This is a genomic window from Salmonella sp. 2020_1459, from assembly GCF_043847915.1.
GTDB classification, from domain to species: Bacteria; Pseudomonadota; Gammaproteobacteria; order Enterobacterales; family Enterobacteriaceae; genus Salmonella; species Salmonella enterica.
This window is the reverse complement of sequence record NZ_JBCMFA010000001.1, coordinates 71,894-86,750: the sequence shown is the minus strand read 5'-3', so window position 1 is coordinate 86,750 and position 14,857 is coordinate 71,894. Positions and strand designations below refer to the sequence as shown.

Below are 14,857 nucleotides of genomic sequence, written 5' to 3'. Positions count from 1 at the left end.
GGCGGCGCCACATTGTGGCAGTCTTGAGCCATTCAAATGGAAAGCAAATGAGGAATAAGTGATGTCTATCGTGCGTATTGATGCCGAAGATCGTTGGTCAGACGTGGTGATCTACAATAATACGCTGTGGTATACCGGCGTGCCGGAAAACCTCGACGCCGACGCTTTTGAGCAAACGGCGAATACTCTGGCGCAAATTGATGCGGTGCTGGAAAAACAGGGCTCCAGTAAGTCACGTATTCTGGATGCCACTATTTTCCTGAGCGATAAAGCGGATTTTGCCGCCATGAATAAGGCGTGGGATGCGTGGGTCGTCGCAGGCCATGCGCCGGTACGCTGTACCGTACAGGCCGGGTTGATGAACCCGAAATATAAAGTTGAGATTAAGATTGTCGCGGCGGTATAAGCCGCTTATTCGTCTTCATCCTCAAAACGCGCCACTATCCGTTCGCCGGTATGGTTGGCGCGAAGTTCGCCCGCTACCTGGGCAATCGCTTCTCCGCTGCTCATACCTTGCGACATCAATTCCTGGATACGTTCTACGGCTTTTTGCTGTTGTTCATGACTGAGTGAAGGTAAACCTGCAAACATGATTAACTCCTGCTAAATTGTTAGCGCTAATTATTTCACGCTACCCGGCGGTAAGCCAGTAGTGTTGTAACGAGTCAGGAATGATGAAGACGTTATCTCCCACTGTTATCACCTTACCCTGGCGTCCGGACGCCGCTGAACACTATTTTGCGCCCGTAAACCATTTGCCCTGGGCGATGCTGCTGCATTCAGGTGATGCTATTCATCCCTATAACCGCTTTGATATTCTGGTCGCCGATCCTGTCACCACGCTGACCACGCGCGCGCAGGAAACCACGGTATGTACTGCGCGCACGACTACCGTCACTCTCGACGATCCGTTACACGTTTTGCAGACTCAACTGGAGGCGCTGCCTTTTCATCCTCAGCCTGACCCTGACTTACCCTTTCAGGGCGGCGCGCTGGGTCTGTTTGGTTATGATTTAGGGCGGCGTTTCGAAATTCTGCCCGATACTGCCGCGCGCGATATCGCTTTACCCGATATGGCGATTGGCCTTTACGACTGGGCGCTGATTGTCGATCACCATAAACAGGTAGTGTCGCTGATAAGCTATCACGATGCAGACGCCCGATATCGCTGGCTCACCAGCCAGCGCGCGCCAACCCGAACGCCCTTCAGGCTTACCTCGGCCTGGCAATCCAATATGACGCGTTGCGAGTATGGCGAGAAGTTTCGTCAGGTGCAGGCCTGGCTGCACAGCGGGGACTGCTATCAGGTCAATCTTTCCCAGCGTTTTCAGGCGAGCTACGAGGGTGATGAGTGGCAGGCTTTCGAACGCCTTAACCGCGCAAATCGCGCCCCGTTCAGCGCCTTTCTTCGTTTACATGACGGCGCCATATTGAGCCTTTCTCCCGAGCGTTTTATCCAACTGGAGAACGGTCATATTCAGACGCGCCCGATCAAAGGTACGCTTCCACGGCTTAACGATCCGCAGGCGGATCGTCAGCAGGCGCAGAAACTGGCTAATTCAATGAAAGATCGCGCTGAAAATTTGATGATTGTCGATTTGATGCGTAACGATATTGGCCGGGTCGCCGTGCCGGGTTCGGTGAAAGTGCCGGAACTGTTCGTCGTCGAACCATTTCCTGCCGTTCACCATCTGGTTAGCACCATTACCGCCCGTTTACCGGACTCGCTTCATGCTACCGACCTGCTGCGCGCGGCTTTCCCCGGCGGCTCCATTACCGGCGCGCCTAAAGTGCGGGCAATGGAAATTATCGACGAACTGGAGCCGCAGCGACGCAACGCCTGGTGCGGTAGCATCGGTTATCTGAGTTTCTGCGGCAAGATGGATACCAGTATTACTATCCGCACCGTCACGGCAACGCAGGGCCAACTCTATTGCTCAGCCGGCGGCGGTATCGTGGCCGATAGCAACGAAGATGCGGAATATCAGGAAACTTTTGATAAAGTTAATCGTATCCTGCACCCACTGGAGAACTAATACGTGGATACCAGCCGTCTGACGCTCGATCATTTCTTATCGCGCTTTCAGCTTTTGCGCCCGCAGATGACTCATGAAACGTTAAATCAACGTCAGGCCGCCGTACTGATCCCTGTGGTTCGCCGCCCCCAGCCGGGGCTGCTGTTGACCCAGCGGGCTATTCATTTGCGCAAACACGCCGGACAGGTCGCCTTTCCCGGCGGGGCCGTGGACAGTACCGATGCTTCGCTTATCGCCGCAGCGCTTCGCGAAGCGCAGGAGGAAGTCGCCATCCCGCCGCAAGCCGTGGAAGTGATTGGCGTTTTACCGCCGGTAGACAGCGTGACCGGTTTTCAGGTCACCCCGGTGGTCGGCATTATTCCGCCAAATCTCCCCTGGCGCGCCAGTGAAGATGAAGTGTCTGCGGTGTTTGAAATGCCGCTGGCGCAAGCGTTGCAACTGGGGCGATATCATCCGCTTGATGTTTACCGTCGCGGCAATTCGCACCGCGTATGGCTCTCCTGGTATGAGCATTATTTCGTCTGGGGCATGACCGCAAACATTCTTCGTGAGCTGGCGCTGCAAATTGGCGTAAAGCCCTGACTGTACACAACGCCATTCACATTGCCTCAAGGCGGTAACAATCGCCTCCCCCAAAGAGGCAGCCTGAAGGGCAACGTGTATATACTTAACTTTACGCGCGCAAGACACGACTTGAGATTACTGTCGCAATATTAGTAAAAACGCGGTTATTCATTAGTTTAATTCATGTGAATAGTTAAGCTGATGCCAGCGTTCCCTCTTACACTATGCGCAGTTATAACATCGTAACCGGAAGCCCCGGTTGCCCTGTCAGGAGTATTATCGTGATTAGCCTATTCGACATGTTTAAGGTAGGGATTGGTCCCTCCTCTTCCCACACTGTTGGCCCGATGAAGGCCGGTAAACAGTTCGTCGATGACCTGGTCGAAAAAGGATTACTGGATAACGTTACCCGCGTCGCTGTCGATGTCTACGGCTCGCTGTCGCTGACGGGGAAAGGTCACCATACCGATATCGCCATTATTATGGGTCTGGCGAGTAATGAACCCGCTACCGTGGATATTGATAGTATCCCCGGTTTTATTCGCGACGTCGAAACGCGCGAGCGTCTGTTACTGGCCCAGGGACGTCACGAAGTCGACTTCCCGAAAGATGACGGAATGCGTTTTCACAACGGCAATTTGCCGCTGCATGAAAACGGGATGCAGATCCACGCCTGGCATGACGACACGGTCATTTATAGCAAGACGTACTATTCCATCGGCGGCGGCTTTATCGTTGATGAAGAGCATTTCGGCCAGGAAGCGACGAATGAGGTTACTGTACCTTATCCGTTTAAATCGGCGAAAGAAATGCTGGAGTATTGCAACAGTACCGGCCTTTCACTCTCCGGCATGGTGATGCAAAACGAACTGGCGCTGCATAGCAAGAAAGAGATTGAAGAGTATTTCGGTCACGTCTGGCAGACCATGCAGGCCTGTATTGATCGTGGTATGAATACCGAAGGCGTGCTGCCGGGGCCGCTGCGCGTACCGCGTCGCGCCTCTGCGCTGCGTCGTATGCTGGTTTCCAGCGATAAGCTTTCCAGCGATCCGATGAACGTCATTGACTGGGTGAACATGTTTGCTCTGGCGGTGAACGAAGAGAACGCCGCAGGTGGTCGCGTCGTGACGGCGCCAACCAACGGCGCGTGCGGCATCGTGCCTGCGGTACTGGCTTACTACGACCATTTTATTGAGTCTGTCAGCCCGGATATTTACACCCGCTACTTCCTGGCGGCAGGCGCTATTGGCGCGCTGTATAAGATGAACGCGTCTATTTCCGGCGCGGAAGTCGGCTGTCAGGGCGAAGTCGGGGTCGCCTGTTCGATGGCGGCGGCAGGCCTTGCTGAACTGCTGGGCGCCAGTCCGGAACAGGTTTGCGTTGCCGCTGAAATCGGCATGGAGCATAACCTGGGGCTGACCTGCGACCCGGTTGCCGGTCAGGTGCAGGTGCCGTGTATCGAACGTAACGCCATTGCTTCGGTTAAAGCGATCAACGCTGCGCGTATGGCCATGCGTCGAACCAGCGCGCCGCGCGTCTCGTTGGATAAAGTCATCGAAACGATGTACGAGACCGGAAAAGACATGAACGCAAAATACCGCGAAACGTCGCGCGGCGGGTTGGCTATTAAAGTCCAGTGTGATTAAACGCCGTTTCCCCTCCCTTCGCCCATCTGCTACGGATGGGCGAAATTTTTATCTCTTCCTCGTCGACTCCACGTTTCCCCACTACACTTGCTGTGTCGCGGTTGGCTTTTGTCGCCAACGCTTATTGGGCGGCCCGCATGCAAACAGCACAACGGATCATCAATCATTATCGCCGTAATCGTTTCATTGTTTGCACGATTTGTGCACTGGTCACGCTCATTCTTACGTTGAGCATCCGATTTATTTCGGAGCGGAACTTAAATCACCATCGCACGGTTGCATTCGCGAATCATGCCGTTGATGCGCTGGATAATGTGCTGCATCCTCTCCTGGTCGGACGAAACATACTGCTACCCTTACTTGAGCTTCCGTGCGCGACCGCGCATTTGCCGTTGCGTAAGCAAGCCGCCCGCCTGCAAACCATTCGTTCTATCGGGCTGGTAAAAGAGGGAATTCTCTACTGCTCAAGCATTTTTGGCGCCCGTAACACTCCCATACGCCAGCTTCAGCCCGATCTTCCCGCAGTTGGCGATCTGCTGCTACTTTCCACGGACCAATCGTTACTCAAGGGAAGCCCGATCCTCATTCAGTGGTATCCCGCCTCTGCCGATGGCCAGGATGGCGTGATGGAAATTGTGAATATTGACTTGCTGGCGACTATGCTACTTGAGCCTCAGCAGCCGCAAATTACCAGCGCCAGCCTGACGGTCGGCAAACGGCACCTGTTATATGGTCGGGGCGTGGTCGATACTCTTCCGGAATTAAAAAAAGATGAAGAGCGTTACCAGCTTTCATCGCGGCATTTCCCTTTTACTATCAGCGTCAGCGGGCCGTCGGCAGGCGTACTGGCGTTCAAACATCTCCCGACGCAGTTACCGCTGGCCGTATTGCTTAGCCTGTTGATCGGTTATATCGCCTGGCTGGCAACGGCCAGCAGAATGAGCTTTTCCTGGGAAATTAATCTGGCCCTTGCCGAACGGGAGTTTGAGCTATTTTGTCAGCCGTTGCTTAATGCCCGCACGCAGCAATGTACCGGCGTTGAGATCCTGTTACGCTGGAACAACCCGCGCCAGGGCTGGATCTCACCGGATGTTTTTATTCCTATCGCCGAGGAACATAACCTGATAGCGCCGCTGACCCGCTATGTGATTGCGGAAACCATTCGGCAGCGGCACTACTTCCCCATCAACCATCAGTTTCATATCGGCATCAATGTAGCGGCAAGCCATTTCCGACACGGCGTGCTTCTCAAAGATCTTAATCAGTACTGGTTTAGTGCGGAACCTGTTCAGCAACTGGTGCTGGAGCTCACGGAACGCGACGCGTTGCTTGACGTTGATTACCGCCTGATGCGCGAGCTGCATCGTAAAGGCGTGAAGTTAGCCATCGATGATTTTGGCACAGGAAACAGCTCGCTCTCCTGGCTGGAAAAACTGCGGCCGGATATTTTGAAAATCGATAAATCCTTCACCGCCGCCATCGGTACCGATGCGGTCAATTCAACGGTGACCGATATTATTATCGCGCTGGGGCAAAGACTGAATATTGAACTGGTGGCGGAAGGGGTCGAAAACCAGACGCAGGCACAGCATTTGCGCCAGCATGGCGTGCAAATGTTACAGGGCTATCTCTATGCGAAGCCGATGCCCATTAGCGAATTTCCACAGTGGCTGGCGGGCAGCGCGCCGCCGCCCGCCCGGCATAACGGACAGATTATGTCCGCGATGCCGCATCTATAGACTTGATTCCTGCGTGTGACGTTATTCCTCTTCGTCGTGGGCAGGCTGTTCTTTAACAATCCGAACCAGATCGACACGGTAGTCGTTGGCCTCGACAATGGTGATCCGCAGTGGCGGAACATCAATGACATCGCCTACACGAGGAATATGGCCATTAGCGGCGATCACTAACCCCGCGACCGTCGCAATATCGCCCTCTTCGTTCACCAGATGGTCAACTTCCAGCGCCTGCTGTAACGCATGAAGATCGGTGCCGCCCTTCACTATCCAGCCCTCGGCATCGGCAACGATTTCCGGCGTTTCATCGGCATCCGGGAACTCACCGGCAATCGCTTCCAGCACATCCAGCGGCGTAACCAGCCCCTGCACCACGCCGAACTCGTTAGTGACGATAACGAAACTGCCGCGCGCGCGACGCAAAACGCCTAACAGATTGATAGGATCAAGCGTTTCCGGCACCACTATCGCCGGAGAAGACGCGGCGATAGCCGCAACGTCCGCGCCCTCTTCCAGCGCCACCAGCAACTCTTTCGCCCGAACGATACCGATAATTTCATCCAGCTCGCCCCGACATACCGGGAACAGGCTATGCGGAGAAGAGAGTAACTGCTGACGGATTTCAGCTACGCTGAGATTCGCATCCACCCAACTAATTTCGCCTCGCGGCGTCATAATGCCGCGCAGGGAGCGCGACGCCAGAGTCAGTACGCCGTTAATCATGTAGCGTTCTTCTTCGGCGAAGGCGCCTTCCGACACCGATATCGCGGCCGGGCTATCCGTCTCATGTTGCGTACTTGCCTGACGTTTACCGCCCATCAGACGCAGGATAGCGTCCGCAGTACGCGCGCGCAGCGGCAACGTGGACTGATGACGAATAAAGTTGCGGCGCGCAATCTGGTTAAACACCTCGATAACGATCGAGAAACCAATTGCCGCGTACAGGTACCCTTTCGGAATATGGAAACCAAACCCTTCCGCCACCAGGCTCAAGCCGATCATCAGCAGGAAACTCAGACAGAGCACCACCACCGTCGGATGCTGGTTGACAAAACGGGTCAGCGGTTTTGACGCCAGTAGCATCACCGCCATCGCAATCACCACCGCCGCCATCATAACCGGCAGATGGTTTACCATACCTACCGCCGTAATCACGGCGTCCAGCGAGAAGACCGCATCCAGGATGACAATCTGCGTGACTACCACCCAGAAGCTCGCATAGCCTTTACCGTGTCCGGTGTCATGCTCGCGGTTTTCCAGACGTTCATGCAGCTCGGTGGTCGCTTTAAACAGCAGGAATATACCGCCCAGCAGCATAATTAAATCGCGGCCGGAGAAGGTAAAATCCCAGACGGTAAAGAGCGGCTTTGTTAAGGTCACCAGCCACGAAATAATGGACAGCAGCGCCAGACGCATAATCAGCGCCAGCGAGAGCCCGATAAGACGCGCTTTGTCACGCTGCTTTGGCGGCAATTTATCGGCGAGGATCGCGATAAAGACCAGGTTATCGATACCCAGGACAATTTCCAGGACGACGAGCGTGAGTAAACCCACCCAAATTGAGGGATCCATTAATAATTCCATGACAAGCTCCTGCTTAAGGAATGACTAAACGGCGCCCACAACATCTCAAAGGATGCAGGCGGTAACGCAATAAACAAAGTAAGGCTATGGCAAGATATGCCAGATTGACAGGCGCAAAACGGCCAAAGAGTGAAATGACGTCGGTGACGATCCATACAACGGGCTGCTGCCCTATACCCCATTCTAATTAAACGGAATCTAAACATAACAGAGACAACTGGTTTTTGGCAAAGATTTACCTTCCTTTGCAAAGAGATGTAACCGGGATATTTTACACTTCGAAATTTCTCATTATCGAAAACAAAATTACGGATCTCCATCACACAAAATATTTTTTTCGATATCTAAAATAATTCACGAAAATCATGCGTTTTTCGTTGTAACCCTCATCTGAATCGATTCGCTTGCGGACGGCGATTCAAAAAATACATCTGTCAAGTTGATGTGTTGACAATAATAAAGGAGGTAGCAAGTGACCATTGCTATTGTTATAGGCACACATGGTTGGGCTGCAGAGCAGTTACTTAAAACAGCCGAAATGCTGTTAGGCGAGCAGGAAAACGTCGGCTGGATCGATTTCGTTCCAGGCGAAAATGCCGAAACGCTGATCGAAAAGTACAACGCTCAGTTGGCTAAACTCGATACCAGTAAAGGCGTGCTATTTCTCGTTGATACATGGGGAGGCAGTCCGTTTAATGCTGCCAGCCGCATTGTCGTCGATAAAGAGCGCTATGAAGTTATTGCCGGCGTCAACATCCCGATGCTGGTCGAAACGTTTATGGCTCGTGACGACGATCCAAGCTTTGACGAGCTGGTCGCACTGGCGGTAGAAACCGGTCGTGAAGGCGTAAAAGCGCTGAAAGCGAAACCGGTAGAAAAAGCCGCGCCAGCGCCAGTCGCCGCCGCGCCAAAAGCGGCCACGCCGGCAAAACCGATGGGCCCGAATGATTATATGGTTATCGGGCTTGCCCGTATTGATGACCGCCTCATTCACGGTCAGGTCGCTACCCGCTGGACCAAAGAGACCAATGTCAGCCGTATTATTGTTGTGAGCGATGAAGTCGCGGCGGATACCGTACGTAAAACGCTGCTGACGCAAGTTGCGCCGCCGGGCGTTACGGCGCATGTGGTTGACGTCGCGAAGATGATTCGCGTCTACAATAACCCGAAATACGCCGGCGAACGCGTGATGCTTCTGTTTACCAATCCTACCGACGTCGAGCGCATCGTTGAGGGCGGCGTGAAAGTCACCTCCGTGAACATTGGCGGTATGGCCTACCGTCAAGGTAAAACGCAGGTGAACAACGCCGTTTCCGTCGATGAAAAGGATATCGAAGCCTTTAAAAAGCTCAACGAGCGCGGCATCGAGCTTGAGGTGCGTAAAGTTTCCACCGATCCGAAACTGAAAATGATGGATTTAATTGCCAAAGTGGCGAAATAACCGCCGGCATTTAATTAGCTTTCACACTTAAGATAGCAATAGGAGAAGTACAATGGAGATTACCACTCTTCAGATTGTGCTGGTGTTCATCGTCGCATGTATCGCAGGTATGGAGTCGGTACTTGATGAATTTCAGTTCCACCGTCCGCTGATCGCCTGTACCTTAATCGGCGCCGTTTTGGGGGACATGAAAACCGGTATTATCATCGGCGGTACTCTGGAAATGATCGCTCTGGGCTGGATGAACATCGGTGCTGCCGTTGCGCCTGATGCCGCACTGGCGTCCATCATCTCTACCGTTCTGGTCATCGCCGGGCATCAAAGCATTGGCGCCGGTATCGCGCTGGCGATTCCGCTGGCGGCGGCAGGCCAGGTACTGACCATTATCGTTCGTACCATCACCGTGGCATTCCAGCACGCGGCGGACAAGGCGGCTGAAAACGGCAACCTGACGGCGCTCTCCTGGCTGCACGTTTCTTCTCTGTTCCTGCAGGCAATGCGTATCGCTATCCCGGCGGTTATCGTTGCCATCTCCGTAGGCACCAGCGAAGTACAGGGGATGCTGAATGCGATTCCTGAAGTCGTCACGGGCGGTCTGAACATCGCCGGCGGCATGATCGTCGTGGTTGGTTATGCGATGGTTATCAACATGATGCGCGCAGGCTACCTGATGCCGTTCTTCTACCTCGGTTTCGTCACCGCGGCTTTCACAAACTTCAACCTGGTCGCACTGGGTGTCATCGGCGCAGTGATGGCTATTCTTTACATCCAGCTGAGCCCGAAATACAACCGTGTAGCGGGCGCGCCTGCAGCGGCGGCTGGCAATAACGATCTCGATAACGAACTGGACTAACAGGTGAGCGAAATGGTTGATATGACTAAAACTACCACCGAGAAAAAACTCACTCCGAGCGATATTCGCGGCGTATTTCTTCGTTCTAACCTGTTCCAGGGGTCATGGAACTTCGAACGTATGCAAGCGCTGGGCTTCTGCTTCTCTATGGTGCCGGCGATTCGTCGCCTGTATCCGGAGAATAATGACGCGCGTAAACAGGCGATTAAACGTCACCTGGAGTTCTTTAACACCCATCCTTACGTTGCGGCGCCGGTACTGGGCGTGACCCTGGCAATGGAAGAAAAGCGTGCGAACGGCGCAGAGATTGACGATGGTGCTATCAACGGCATCAAAGTCGGTCTGATGGGACCGCTGGCAGGCGTCGGCGACCCTATCTTCTGGGGTACCGTCCGTCCGGTATTCGCGGCGCTGGGCGCAGGTATTGCAATGAGCGGCAGCCTGCTTGGTCCGCTGCTGTTTTTCATCCTGTTTAACCTGGTGCGTCTGGCGACCCGCTATTATGGCGTAGCTTATGGCTACCGCAAAGGCGTCGATATCGTTAAAGATATGGGCGGCGGCTTCCTGCAAAAACTGACTGAGGGGGCGTCAATCCTCGGCCTGTTTGTCATGGGGGCATTGGTTAACAAGTGGACGCACGTGAATATCCCGCTGGTGGTCTCCACCATCACCGGTCAGGATGGTCAGACCCGCGTTACCACCGTGCAAACCATTCTCGACCAGCTGATGCCGGGTCTGGTTCCGCTACTGTTGACCTTTGCCTGTATGTGGCTGCTGCGTAAGAAAGTTAACCCGCTGTGGATTATCGTGGGCTTCTTCGTCATCGGTATCGCCGGCTACTCCGTAGGACTGCTGGGTCAGTAAGGCTGTTGTACACTACCGGGGCCAAACGGCCCCGTTTTTTTATTTCTCTGGAGGATAAATGACTATCACGGACCTGGTGCTGATTCTCTTTATTGCCGCATTATTGGCTTACGCTCTCTACGATCAGTTCATCATGCCCCGTCGCAATGGCCCCACTCTGCTTTCTATAGCCCTGCTCCGCCGCGGTCGCGTAGACAGCGTTATCTTCGTTGGGCTGGTCGCCATCCTTATTTATAACAACGTAACCGGCCACGGAGCGCAGATGACCACATGGTTATTAAGCGCGCTGGCGTTAATGGGGTTTTATATATTCTGGATCCGCACGCCACGGATCATCTTTAAACAACGTGGCTTTTTCTTCGCCAATGTCTGGATAGAATATAACCGTATTAAAGAGATGAATTTATCGGAAGACGGCGTACTGGTGATGCAATTAGAACAACGACGCTTGCTTATCCGTGTACGCAATATCGACGATCTGGAAAAAATATATAAACTTCTTATTGAAAATCAATAATCTAAGATATAGCCTCAACTATGTTTTTCGAATTTTATTTCGAATCATAATATAGCTAAGGCTATATTTTCTATTGACCAATTGTTATTTAATTTAACGTTTTATTGATGAATAAATCTAAATGAAAATCGTTTTCAATTAGAAGGCAAATAATATTTTATCGCTGTTGTTTTATATTCTAAAAATATGTTAATGTTGCGCCGTCAATTGGGGAGTAGCCGATTTCCAGACTCCGGAAATGTACGCGTCAACATACTCGTTGCAAAACGTGGCGCGTACGGACCAGCCGCCGCTGGTCAGGCGAGACCATAGGCGCATCAACTGCTGTGTATTTCGTCACAGAATGGCGACATGCATGTTTGCTGGGGGCAGTGATGTGTTTAATGGATACCCCGGTCAGGACGTTGTCATGCACTTTACTGCTACTGTTCTTCTCGCTTTCGGCATGTCGATGGATGCTTTCGCGGCATCAATTGGCAAAGGCGCCACCCTACATAAACCCAAATTCTCAGAAGCGTTGCGTACCGGCCTTATCTTTGGCGCGGTTGAAACGCTGACCCCGTTAATCGGCTGGGGGCTGGGGATATTGGCGAGTAAATTCGTTCTGGAATGGAACCACTGGATAGCCTTTGTTCTGCTGATCTTTCTGGGCGGACGCATGATCATCGAAGGTATCCGCGGCGGTAGTGATGAAGATGAAACACCGTTACGCCGCCACAGCTTTTGGCTATTAGTCACGACGGCTATCGCGACCAGCCTCGATGCGATGGCGGTTGGCGTCGGTCTGGCGTTTTTGCAGGTAAACATCATCGCTACCGCATTAGCTATCGGTTGCGCCACGCTTATCATGTCCACCCTCGGAATGATGATCGGTCGCTTTATCGGCCCAATGCTGGGTAAGCGTGCTGAAATTCTCGGCGGGGTCGTACTGATAGGAATTGGCGCCCAGATCCTCTGGACGCATTTTCACGGTTAACGGTTACGCTGCCAGAGATGAAGGTTGAAATCCGTCTGGCAGCTAAGTCCGGCGCTGGCAGCCAGTTGTTCCCACACTTCTGGTCTGGCGCGCCAGGCAAATGGCGTCATTTGCAACAGTGCTACAGCCGCTTCGGCGGTGAGCTGCATGTGATAAGCAAGGCGGGTACTCTGCTGCAATGTGAATCCGTCGAGCTGCTCGGTATACGGCGCATGTAAACGCACCTCATCATAAATGAGCCCTTTTAGTTCCATCAGATGATGCGGTCCAGGCGTGGCGGTAACGACCCAACCACCTGGTTTCACCACGCGCGCCAATTCCTGCGCCTTACACGGGGCGTAGATTCTGATCACCGCATCCATTGACGCATCGGCAAAGGGCAGTCGATGGCTTGACGCCACACAAAACTTCACCTGCGAATAGCGCTTCGCTGCCGCTTTGATCGCCGTTTTAGCAACGTCCAGTCCAAACGTGGTGACTCCCGGCAACGCCTCGGCAAAAGCATGAGTGTAATACCCCTCGCCGCAGCCGATATCCAGAATCGCCGTGGCCGACTGATCCAGCCGCTCGCGCAACAGGTTAATCACGGCATCGCGCAGCGGCTGATAATGGCCTGCATCAAGAAACGCTCTCCTTGCCTGCATCATTTCGGCGCTGTCGCCCGGATCGCGCGAACGTTTATGCTGTACCGGCAGCAGATTGATGTAGCCCTCTTTCGCCACATCAAACTGATGGCGCTGTGGACATATAACGCTGTTATTAATCTGCGTAAGCGGCTGATGGCAAAGCGGACAGGTAAACGACATGACAACTCCGGACTGGGGCGCTAAAGGGCGCAAGTGTAACGCGAATTGCGCCCCGGGAAAATCCTTTACGAGCCCGGAACCGCAACGTGGCTGCCATGCATCACCAGAAGGTGATCTGAATCGGCTGGCATACCGTCTGGCTCAACATTTTCCAGCCGCAGCACATCGCCCATGATCTGGCTGAATACGGGCGCAGATACCGCGCCGCCATAATAAGCCCCGTTTTGCGGATTATTAATCACCACCACCAGCGCAAATCTGGGGTTACTTGCCGGCGCGACGCCTGCGGTATATGCCACATACTTATCGACGTATTTACCATCATCGCCAATTTTTTTCGCCGTCCCGGTTTTGACCGCAATACGGTAGTCTCTTACTGCGGCTTTTGTTCCGCCGCCGCCAGGCAACGCGACGCTCTCCATCATATGTTCCACCTCGTGCACCAGTTCTTCCGGCATTACCCGCGTGCCGATCACGGGCGGATCAACTTTGGTGATCGATAACGGACGGTAGATACCAAAGCTGCCAATCGTGGCATAAACATGCGCCAGTTGCAGCGGCGTCACCATTAATCCATAGCCAAAAGCGAAGGTAGCGCGATCTAAATCACTCCAGTAACGGCGTTTCGGTAATAACCCGCTGCTCTCTCCGGTGAGACCCAGTCCGGTAGGCACGCCGAAACCAAAGCTTTTATAAGTATCCATTAATTTCTGCACCGGCATCGCCAGAGAAAGGTGAGAAACGCCGGTATCGCTGGATTTTTGCAAAATGCCGGTTAATGTCAGTTCCGGATAGTAACCGACGTCGCGGATACGGTGTCCATCGAGAGTAAAAGGATGGGTATCGATAACACTGTCCGGCTGCACGATGCCCTGCTGTAACGCAGTCATAATGACCAATGGCTTCACAGTAGAACCGGGTTCGAAAGTGTCGCTAATCGCGCGGTTACGAAAATCGTCCAACTGCGCGCCTTCACGGTTGTTCGGATTGAAATCCGGATAGCTCGCCATCGAGAGAATTTCACCCGTTGGGATGTTAATCAATACGGCAGCGCCGGATTCCGCTTTGTTCCAGATGACGGCGTTATCCAGCGCATCTTCGGTAACCGTTTGCAGACGTTCATCAATGCTAAGCTGAAGTTCATGAGCAGGAACCGGATTCACTTCCGTAATGTTCTCAATAACGTGACCAAATTTATCTTTACGCACCAGTCGGGAGCCCGGTTTTCCCGTCAGTTGCGCGTTAAAGCTTTTTTCAATACCTTCTATTCCCTGCCCGTCGATATTGGTAAAGCCGATCAAATTGGCCGCTACGTGTCCGGCAGGGTAAAAACGGCGCGACTCTTCCCGCAGGTTAATACCCGGTAGATTCAGTTTATCTATCCATTCGGCTTGCTGGGGTGAAACCTGGCGCGCAAGGTAGATAAAACGGCCTGCCGGGTTACTGTTTACCCGTTCCGCAAGCGTACTGAGAGACAGATGTAAGGCGCTGGCCAGCGCCTGCCAGCGCTCATTGTAGCCAACGCCGCCTTTGCTTATGATAGTCTTCGGATCGGCCCAGACAGCATTAACCGGAACGCTCACCGCTAAGGGCCGCCCTTCTCTGTCGGTGATCATGCCGCGTGGAGAGGCCGTGGTCACTTCACGAAGCGAGCGCATATCTTCTTGTTTCACCAGTTTCGACGGCGTAACAATTTGCAGCCATGCCACCCGCCCTAACAACAATGCCATACTGAGCAGAATGGCAGTGCAAAGTAGTGCAAAACGTATGGGCGTAAAATTACGGGTATCGCCGTCGCTTTTCTTTTTCACCTGATCTCCAGCCGAATCATTTT

The 14,857-nt window shown here is 53.2% G+C and carries 15 protein-coding genes and 1 riboswitch; of the genes, 10 read left to right on the top strand and 5 right to left on the bottom strand.

What is annotated here, in order from left to right:
* Window positions 1–61: 61 nt before the first annotated feature.
* Window positions 62–406 (top strand): RidA family protein, encoded by a 345-nt coding sequence (locus ACH0VJ_RS00495; protein WP_000029550.1) that lies wholly within the window; start codon window positions 62–64, stop codon window positions 404–406.
* Between the two features lie 5 nt (window positions 407–411).
* Here ACH0VJ_RS00495 and ACH0VJ_RS00490 read toward each other — a convergent pair whose 3' ends face one another.
* Window positions 412–591: a YoaH family protein gene (locus ACH0VJ_RS00490; RefSeq protein WP_000457328.1), complete on the bottom strand. Its 180-nt coding sequence runs from the start codon at window positions 589–591 to the stop codon at window positions 412–414.
* Between the two features lie 80 nt (window positions 592–671).
* Here ACH0VJ_RS00490 and pabB point away from each other — a divergent pair, with 80 nt between their 5' ends.
* The 4 genes from pabB to ACH0VJ_RS00470 all read left to right on the top strand — a co-directional run bounded on the left by pabB (window position 672) and on the right by ACH0VJ_RS00470 (window position 5,985).
* Window positions 672–2,036: an aminodeoxychorismate synthase component 1 gene (pabB, locus tag ACH0VJ_RS00485; protein ID WP_000978461.1), complete on the top strand. Its 1,365-nt coding sequence runs from the start codon at window positions 672–674 to the stop codon at window positions 2,034–2,036.
* A gap of 3 nt (window positions 2,037–2,039) precedes the next feature.
* Entirely contained in the window at window positions 2,040–2,618 is a 579-nt protein-coding gene (locus ACH0VJ_RS00480) for a CoA pyrophosphatase (RefSeq protein WP_000381544.1), read from the top strand.
* Between the two features lie 263 nt (window positions 2,619–2,881).
* The gene (sdaA, locus tag ACH0VJ_RS00475; RefSeq protein WP_079833554.1) at window positions 2,882–4,246 is read left to right on the top strand and encodes an L-serine ammonia-lyase; all 1,365 of its coding nucleotides are present in this window, start codon (window positions 2,882–2,884) and stop codon (window positions 4,244–4,246) included.
* 137 nt (window positions 4,247–4,383) lie between these two features.
* Window positions 4,384–5,985 (top strand): EAL domain-containing protein, encoded by a 1,602-nt coding sequence (locus ACH0VJ_RS00470; RefSeq protein ID WP_001192523.1) that lies wholly within the window; start codon window positions 4,384–4,386, stop codon window positions 5,983–5,985.
* 21 nt (window positions 5,986–6,006) lie between these two features.
* On the opposite strand, the gene yoaE is transcribed toward ACH0VJ_RS00470, so the two are convergent.
* Window positions 6,007–7,566 (bottom strand): CNNM family cation transport protein YoaE, encoded by a 1,560-nt coding sequence (gene yoaE, locus ACH0VJ_RS00465; protein ID WP_000421815.1) that lies wholly within the window; start codon window positions 7,564–7,566, stop codon window positions 6,007–6,009.
* Entirely contained in the window at window positions 7,554–7,721 is a 168-nt protein-coding gene (locus ACH0VJ_RS00460; protein ID WP_370739650.1) for a protein YoaL, read from the bottom strand. The genes yoaE and ACH0VJ_RS00460 overlap by 13 nt, the downstream gene beginning before the upstream one ends.
* A 317-nt stretch (window positions 7,722–8,038) precedes the next feature.
* Here ACH0VJ_RS00460 and manX point away from each other — a divergent pair, with 317 nt between their 5' ends.
* From manX to mntP, 5 genes are all read left to right on the top strand, one after another.
* Entirely contained in the window at window positions 8,039–9,007 is a 969-nt protein-coding gene (gene manX / locus ACH0VJ_RS00455) for a PTS mannose transporter subunit IIAB (RefSeq protein WP_000150523.1), read from the top strand.
* Between the two features lie 52 nt (window positions 9,008–9,059).
* Window positions 9,060–9,860 (top strand): PTS mannose transporter subunit IIC, encoded by an 801-nt coding sequence (manY, locus tag ACH0VJ_RS00450; RefSeq protein WP_000406918.1) that lies wholly within the window; start codon window positions 9,060–9,062, stop codon window positions 9,858–9,860.
* Window positions 9,861–9,872: 12 nt separating this feature from the next.
* A complete protein-coding gene (locus ACH0VJ_RS00445) occupies window positions 9,873–10,724 on the top strand; it encodes a PTS mannose transporter subunit IID (protein ID WP_001518647.1) in 852 nt (283 codons plus the stop codon).
* Between the two features lie 58 nt (window positions 10,725–10,782).
* Window positions 10,783–11,241, top strand: a complete 459-nt coding sequence (locus tag ACH0VJ_RS00440; protein ID WP_000156274.1) for a DUF986 family protein — start codon at window positions 10,783–10,785, stop codon at window positions 11,239–11,241.
* Window positions 11,242–11,437: 196 nt separating this feature from the next.
* Window positions 11,438–11,539: riboswitch (yybP-ykoY riboswitch) on the top strand.
* A gap of 111 nt (window positions 11,540–11,650) precedes the next feature.
* Window positions 11,651–12,217 carry a manganese efflux pump MntP gene (gene mntP, locus ACH0VJ_RS00435; protein WP_139386116.1) on the top strand — a complete coding sequence of 189 codons (567 nt, stop codon included), beginning with the start codon at window positions 11,651–11,653 and terminating at the stop codon, window positions 12,215–12,217.
* On the opposite strand, the gene rlmA is transcribed toward mntP, so the two are convergent.
* Both rlmA and ftsI read right to left on the bottom strand, forming a co-directional pair.
* Window positions 12,214–13,023: a 23S rRNA (guanine(745)-N(1))-methyltransferase gene (rlmA, locus tag ACH0VJ_RS00430; protein ID WP_000010924.1), complete on the bottom strand. Its 810-nt coding sequence runs from the start codon at window positions 13,021–13,023 to the stop codon at window positions 12,214–12,216. The genes mntP and rlmA overlap by 4 nt on opposite strands.
* Before the next feature lie 65 nt (window positions 13,024–13,088).
* Window positions 13,089–14,834: a peptidoglycan glycosyltransferase FtsI gene (gene ftsI / locus ACH0VJ_RS00425; RefSeq protein WP_000730322.1), complete on the bottom strand. Its 1,746-nt coding sequence runs from the start codon at window positions 14,832–14,834 to the stop codon at window positions 13,089–13,091.
* Window positions 14,835–14,857: the final 23 nt, after the last annotated feature.

Coding starts and splice junctions, on each gene's coding strand:
- ACH0VJ_RS00495 (WP_000029550.1), top strand. CDS start 62: ATGTCTATCGTGCGTATTGATGCCGAAGATCGTTGGTCAGACGTGGTG.
- ACH0VJ_RS00490 (WP_000457328.1), bottom strand. CDS start 591: ATGTTTGCAGGTTTACCTTCACTCAGTCATGAACAACAGCAAAAAGCC.
- pabB (WP_000978461.1), top strand. CDS start 672: ATGATGAAGACGTTATCTCCCACTGTTATCACCTTACCCTGGCGTCCG.
- ACH0VJ_RS00470 (WP_001192523.1), top strand. CDS start 4,384: ATGCAAACAGCACAACGGATCATCAATCATTATCGCCGTAATCGTTTC.
- yoaE (WP_000421815.1), bottom strand. CDS start 7,566: ATGGAATTATTAATGGATCCCTCAATTTGGGTGGGTTTACTCACGCTC.
- ACH0VJ_RS00460 (WP_370739650.1), bottom strand. CDS start 7,721: ATGGATCGTCACCGACGTCATTTCACTCTTTGGCCGTTTTGCGCCTGT.
- manY (WP_000406918.1), top strand. CDS start 9,060: ATGGAGATTACCACTCTTCAGATTGTGCTGGTGTTCATCGTCGCATGT.
- ACH0VJ_RS00445 (WP_001518647.1), top strand. CDS start 9,873: ATGGTTGATATGACTAAAACTACCACCGAGAAAAAACTCACTCCGAGC.
- ACH0VJ_RS00440 (WP_000156274.1), top strand. CDS start 10,783: ATGACTATCACGGACCTGGTGCTGATTCTCTTTATTGCCGCATTATTG.
- mntP (WP_139386116.1), top strand. CDS start 11,651: ATGCACTTTACTGCTACTGTTCTTCTCGCTTTCGGCATGTCGATGGAT.
- rlmA (WP_000010924.1), bottom strand. CDS start 13,023: ATGTCGTTTACCTGTCCGCTTTGCCATCAGCCGCTTACGCAGATTAAT.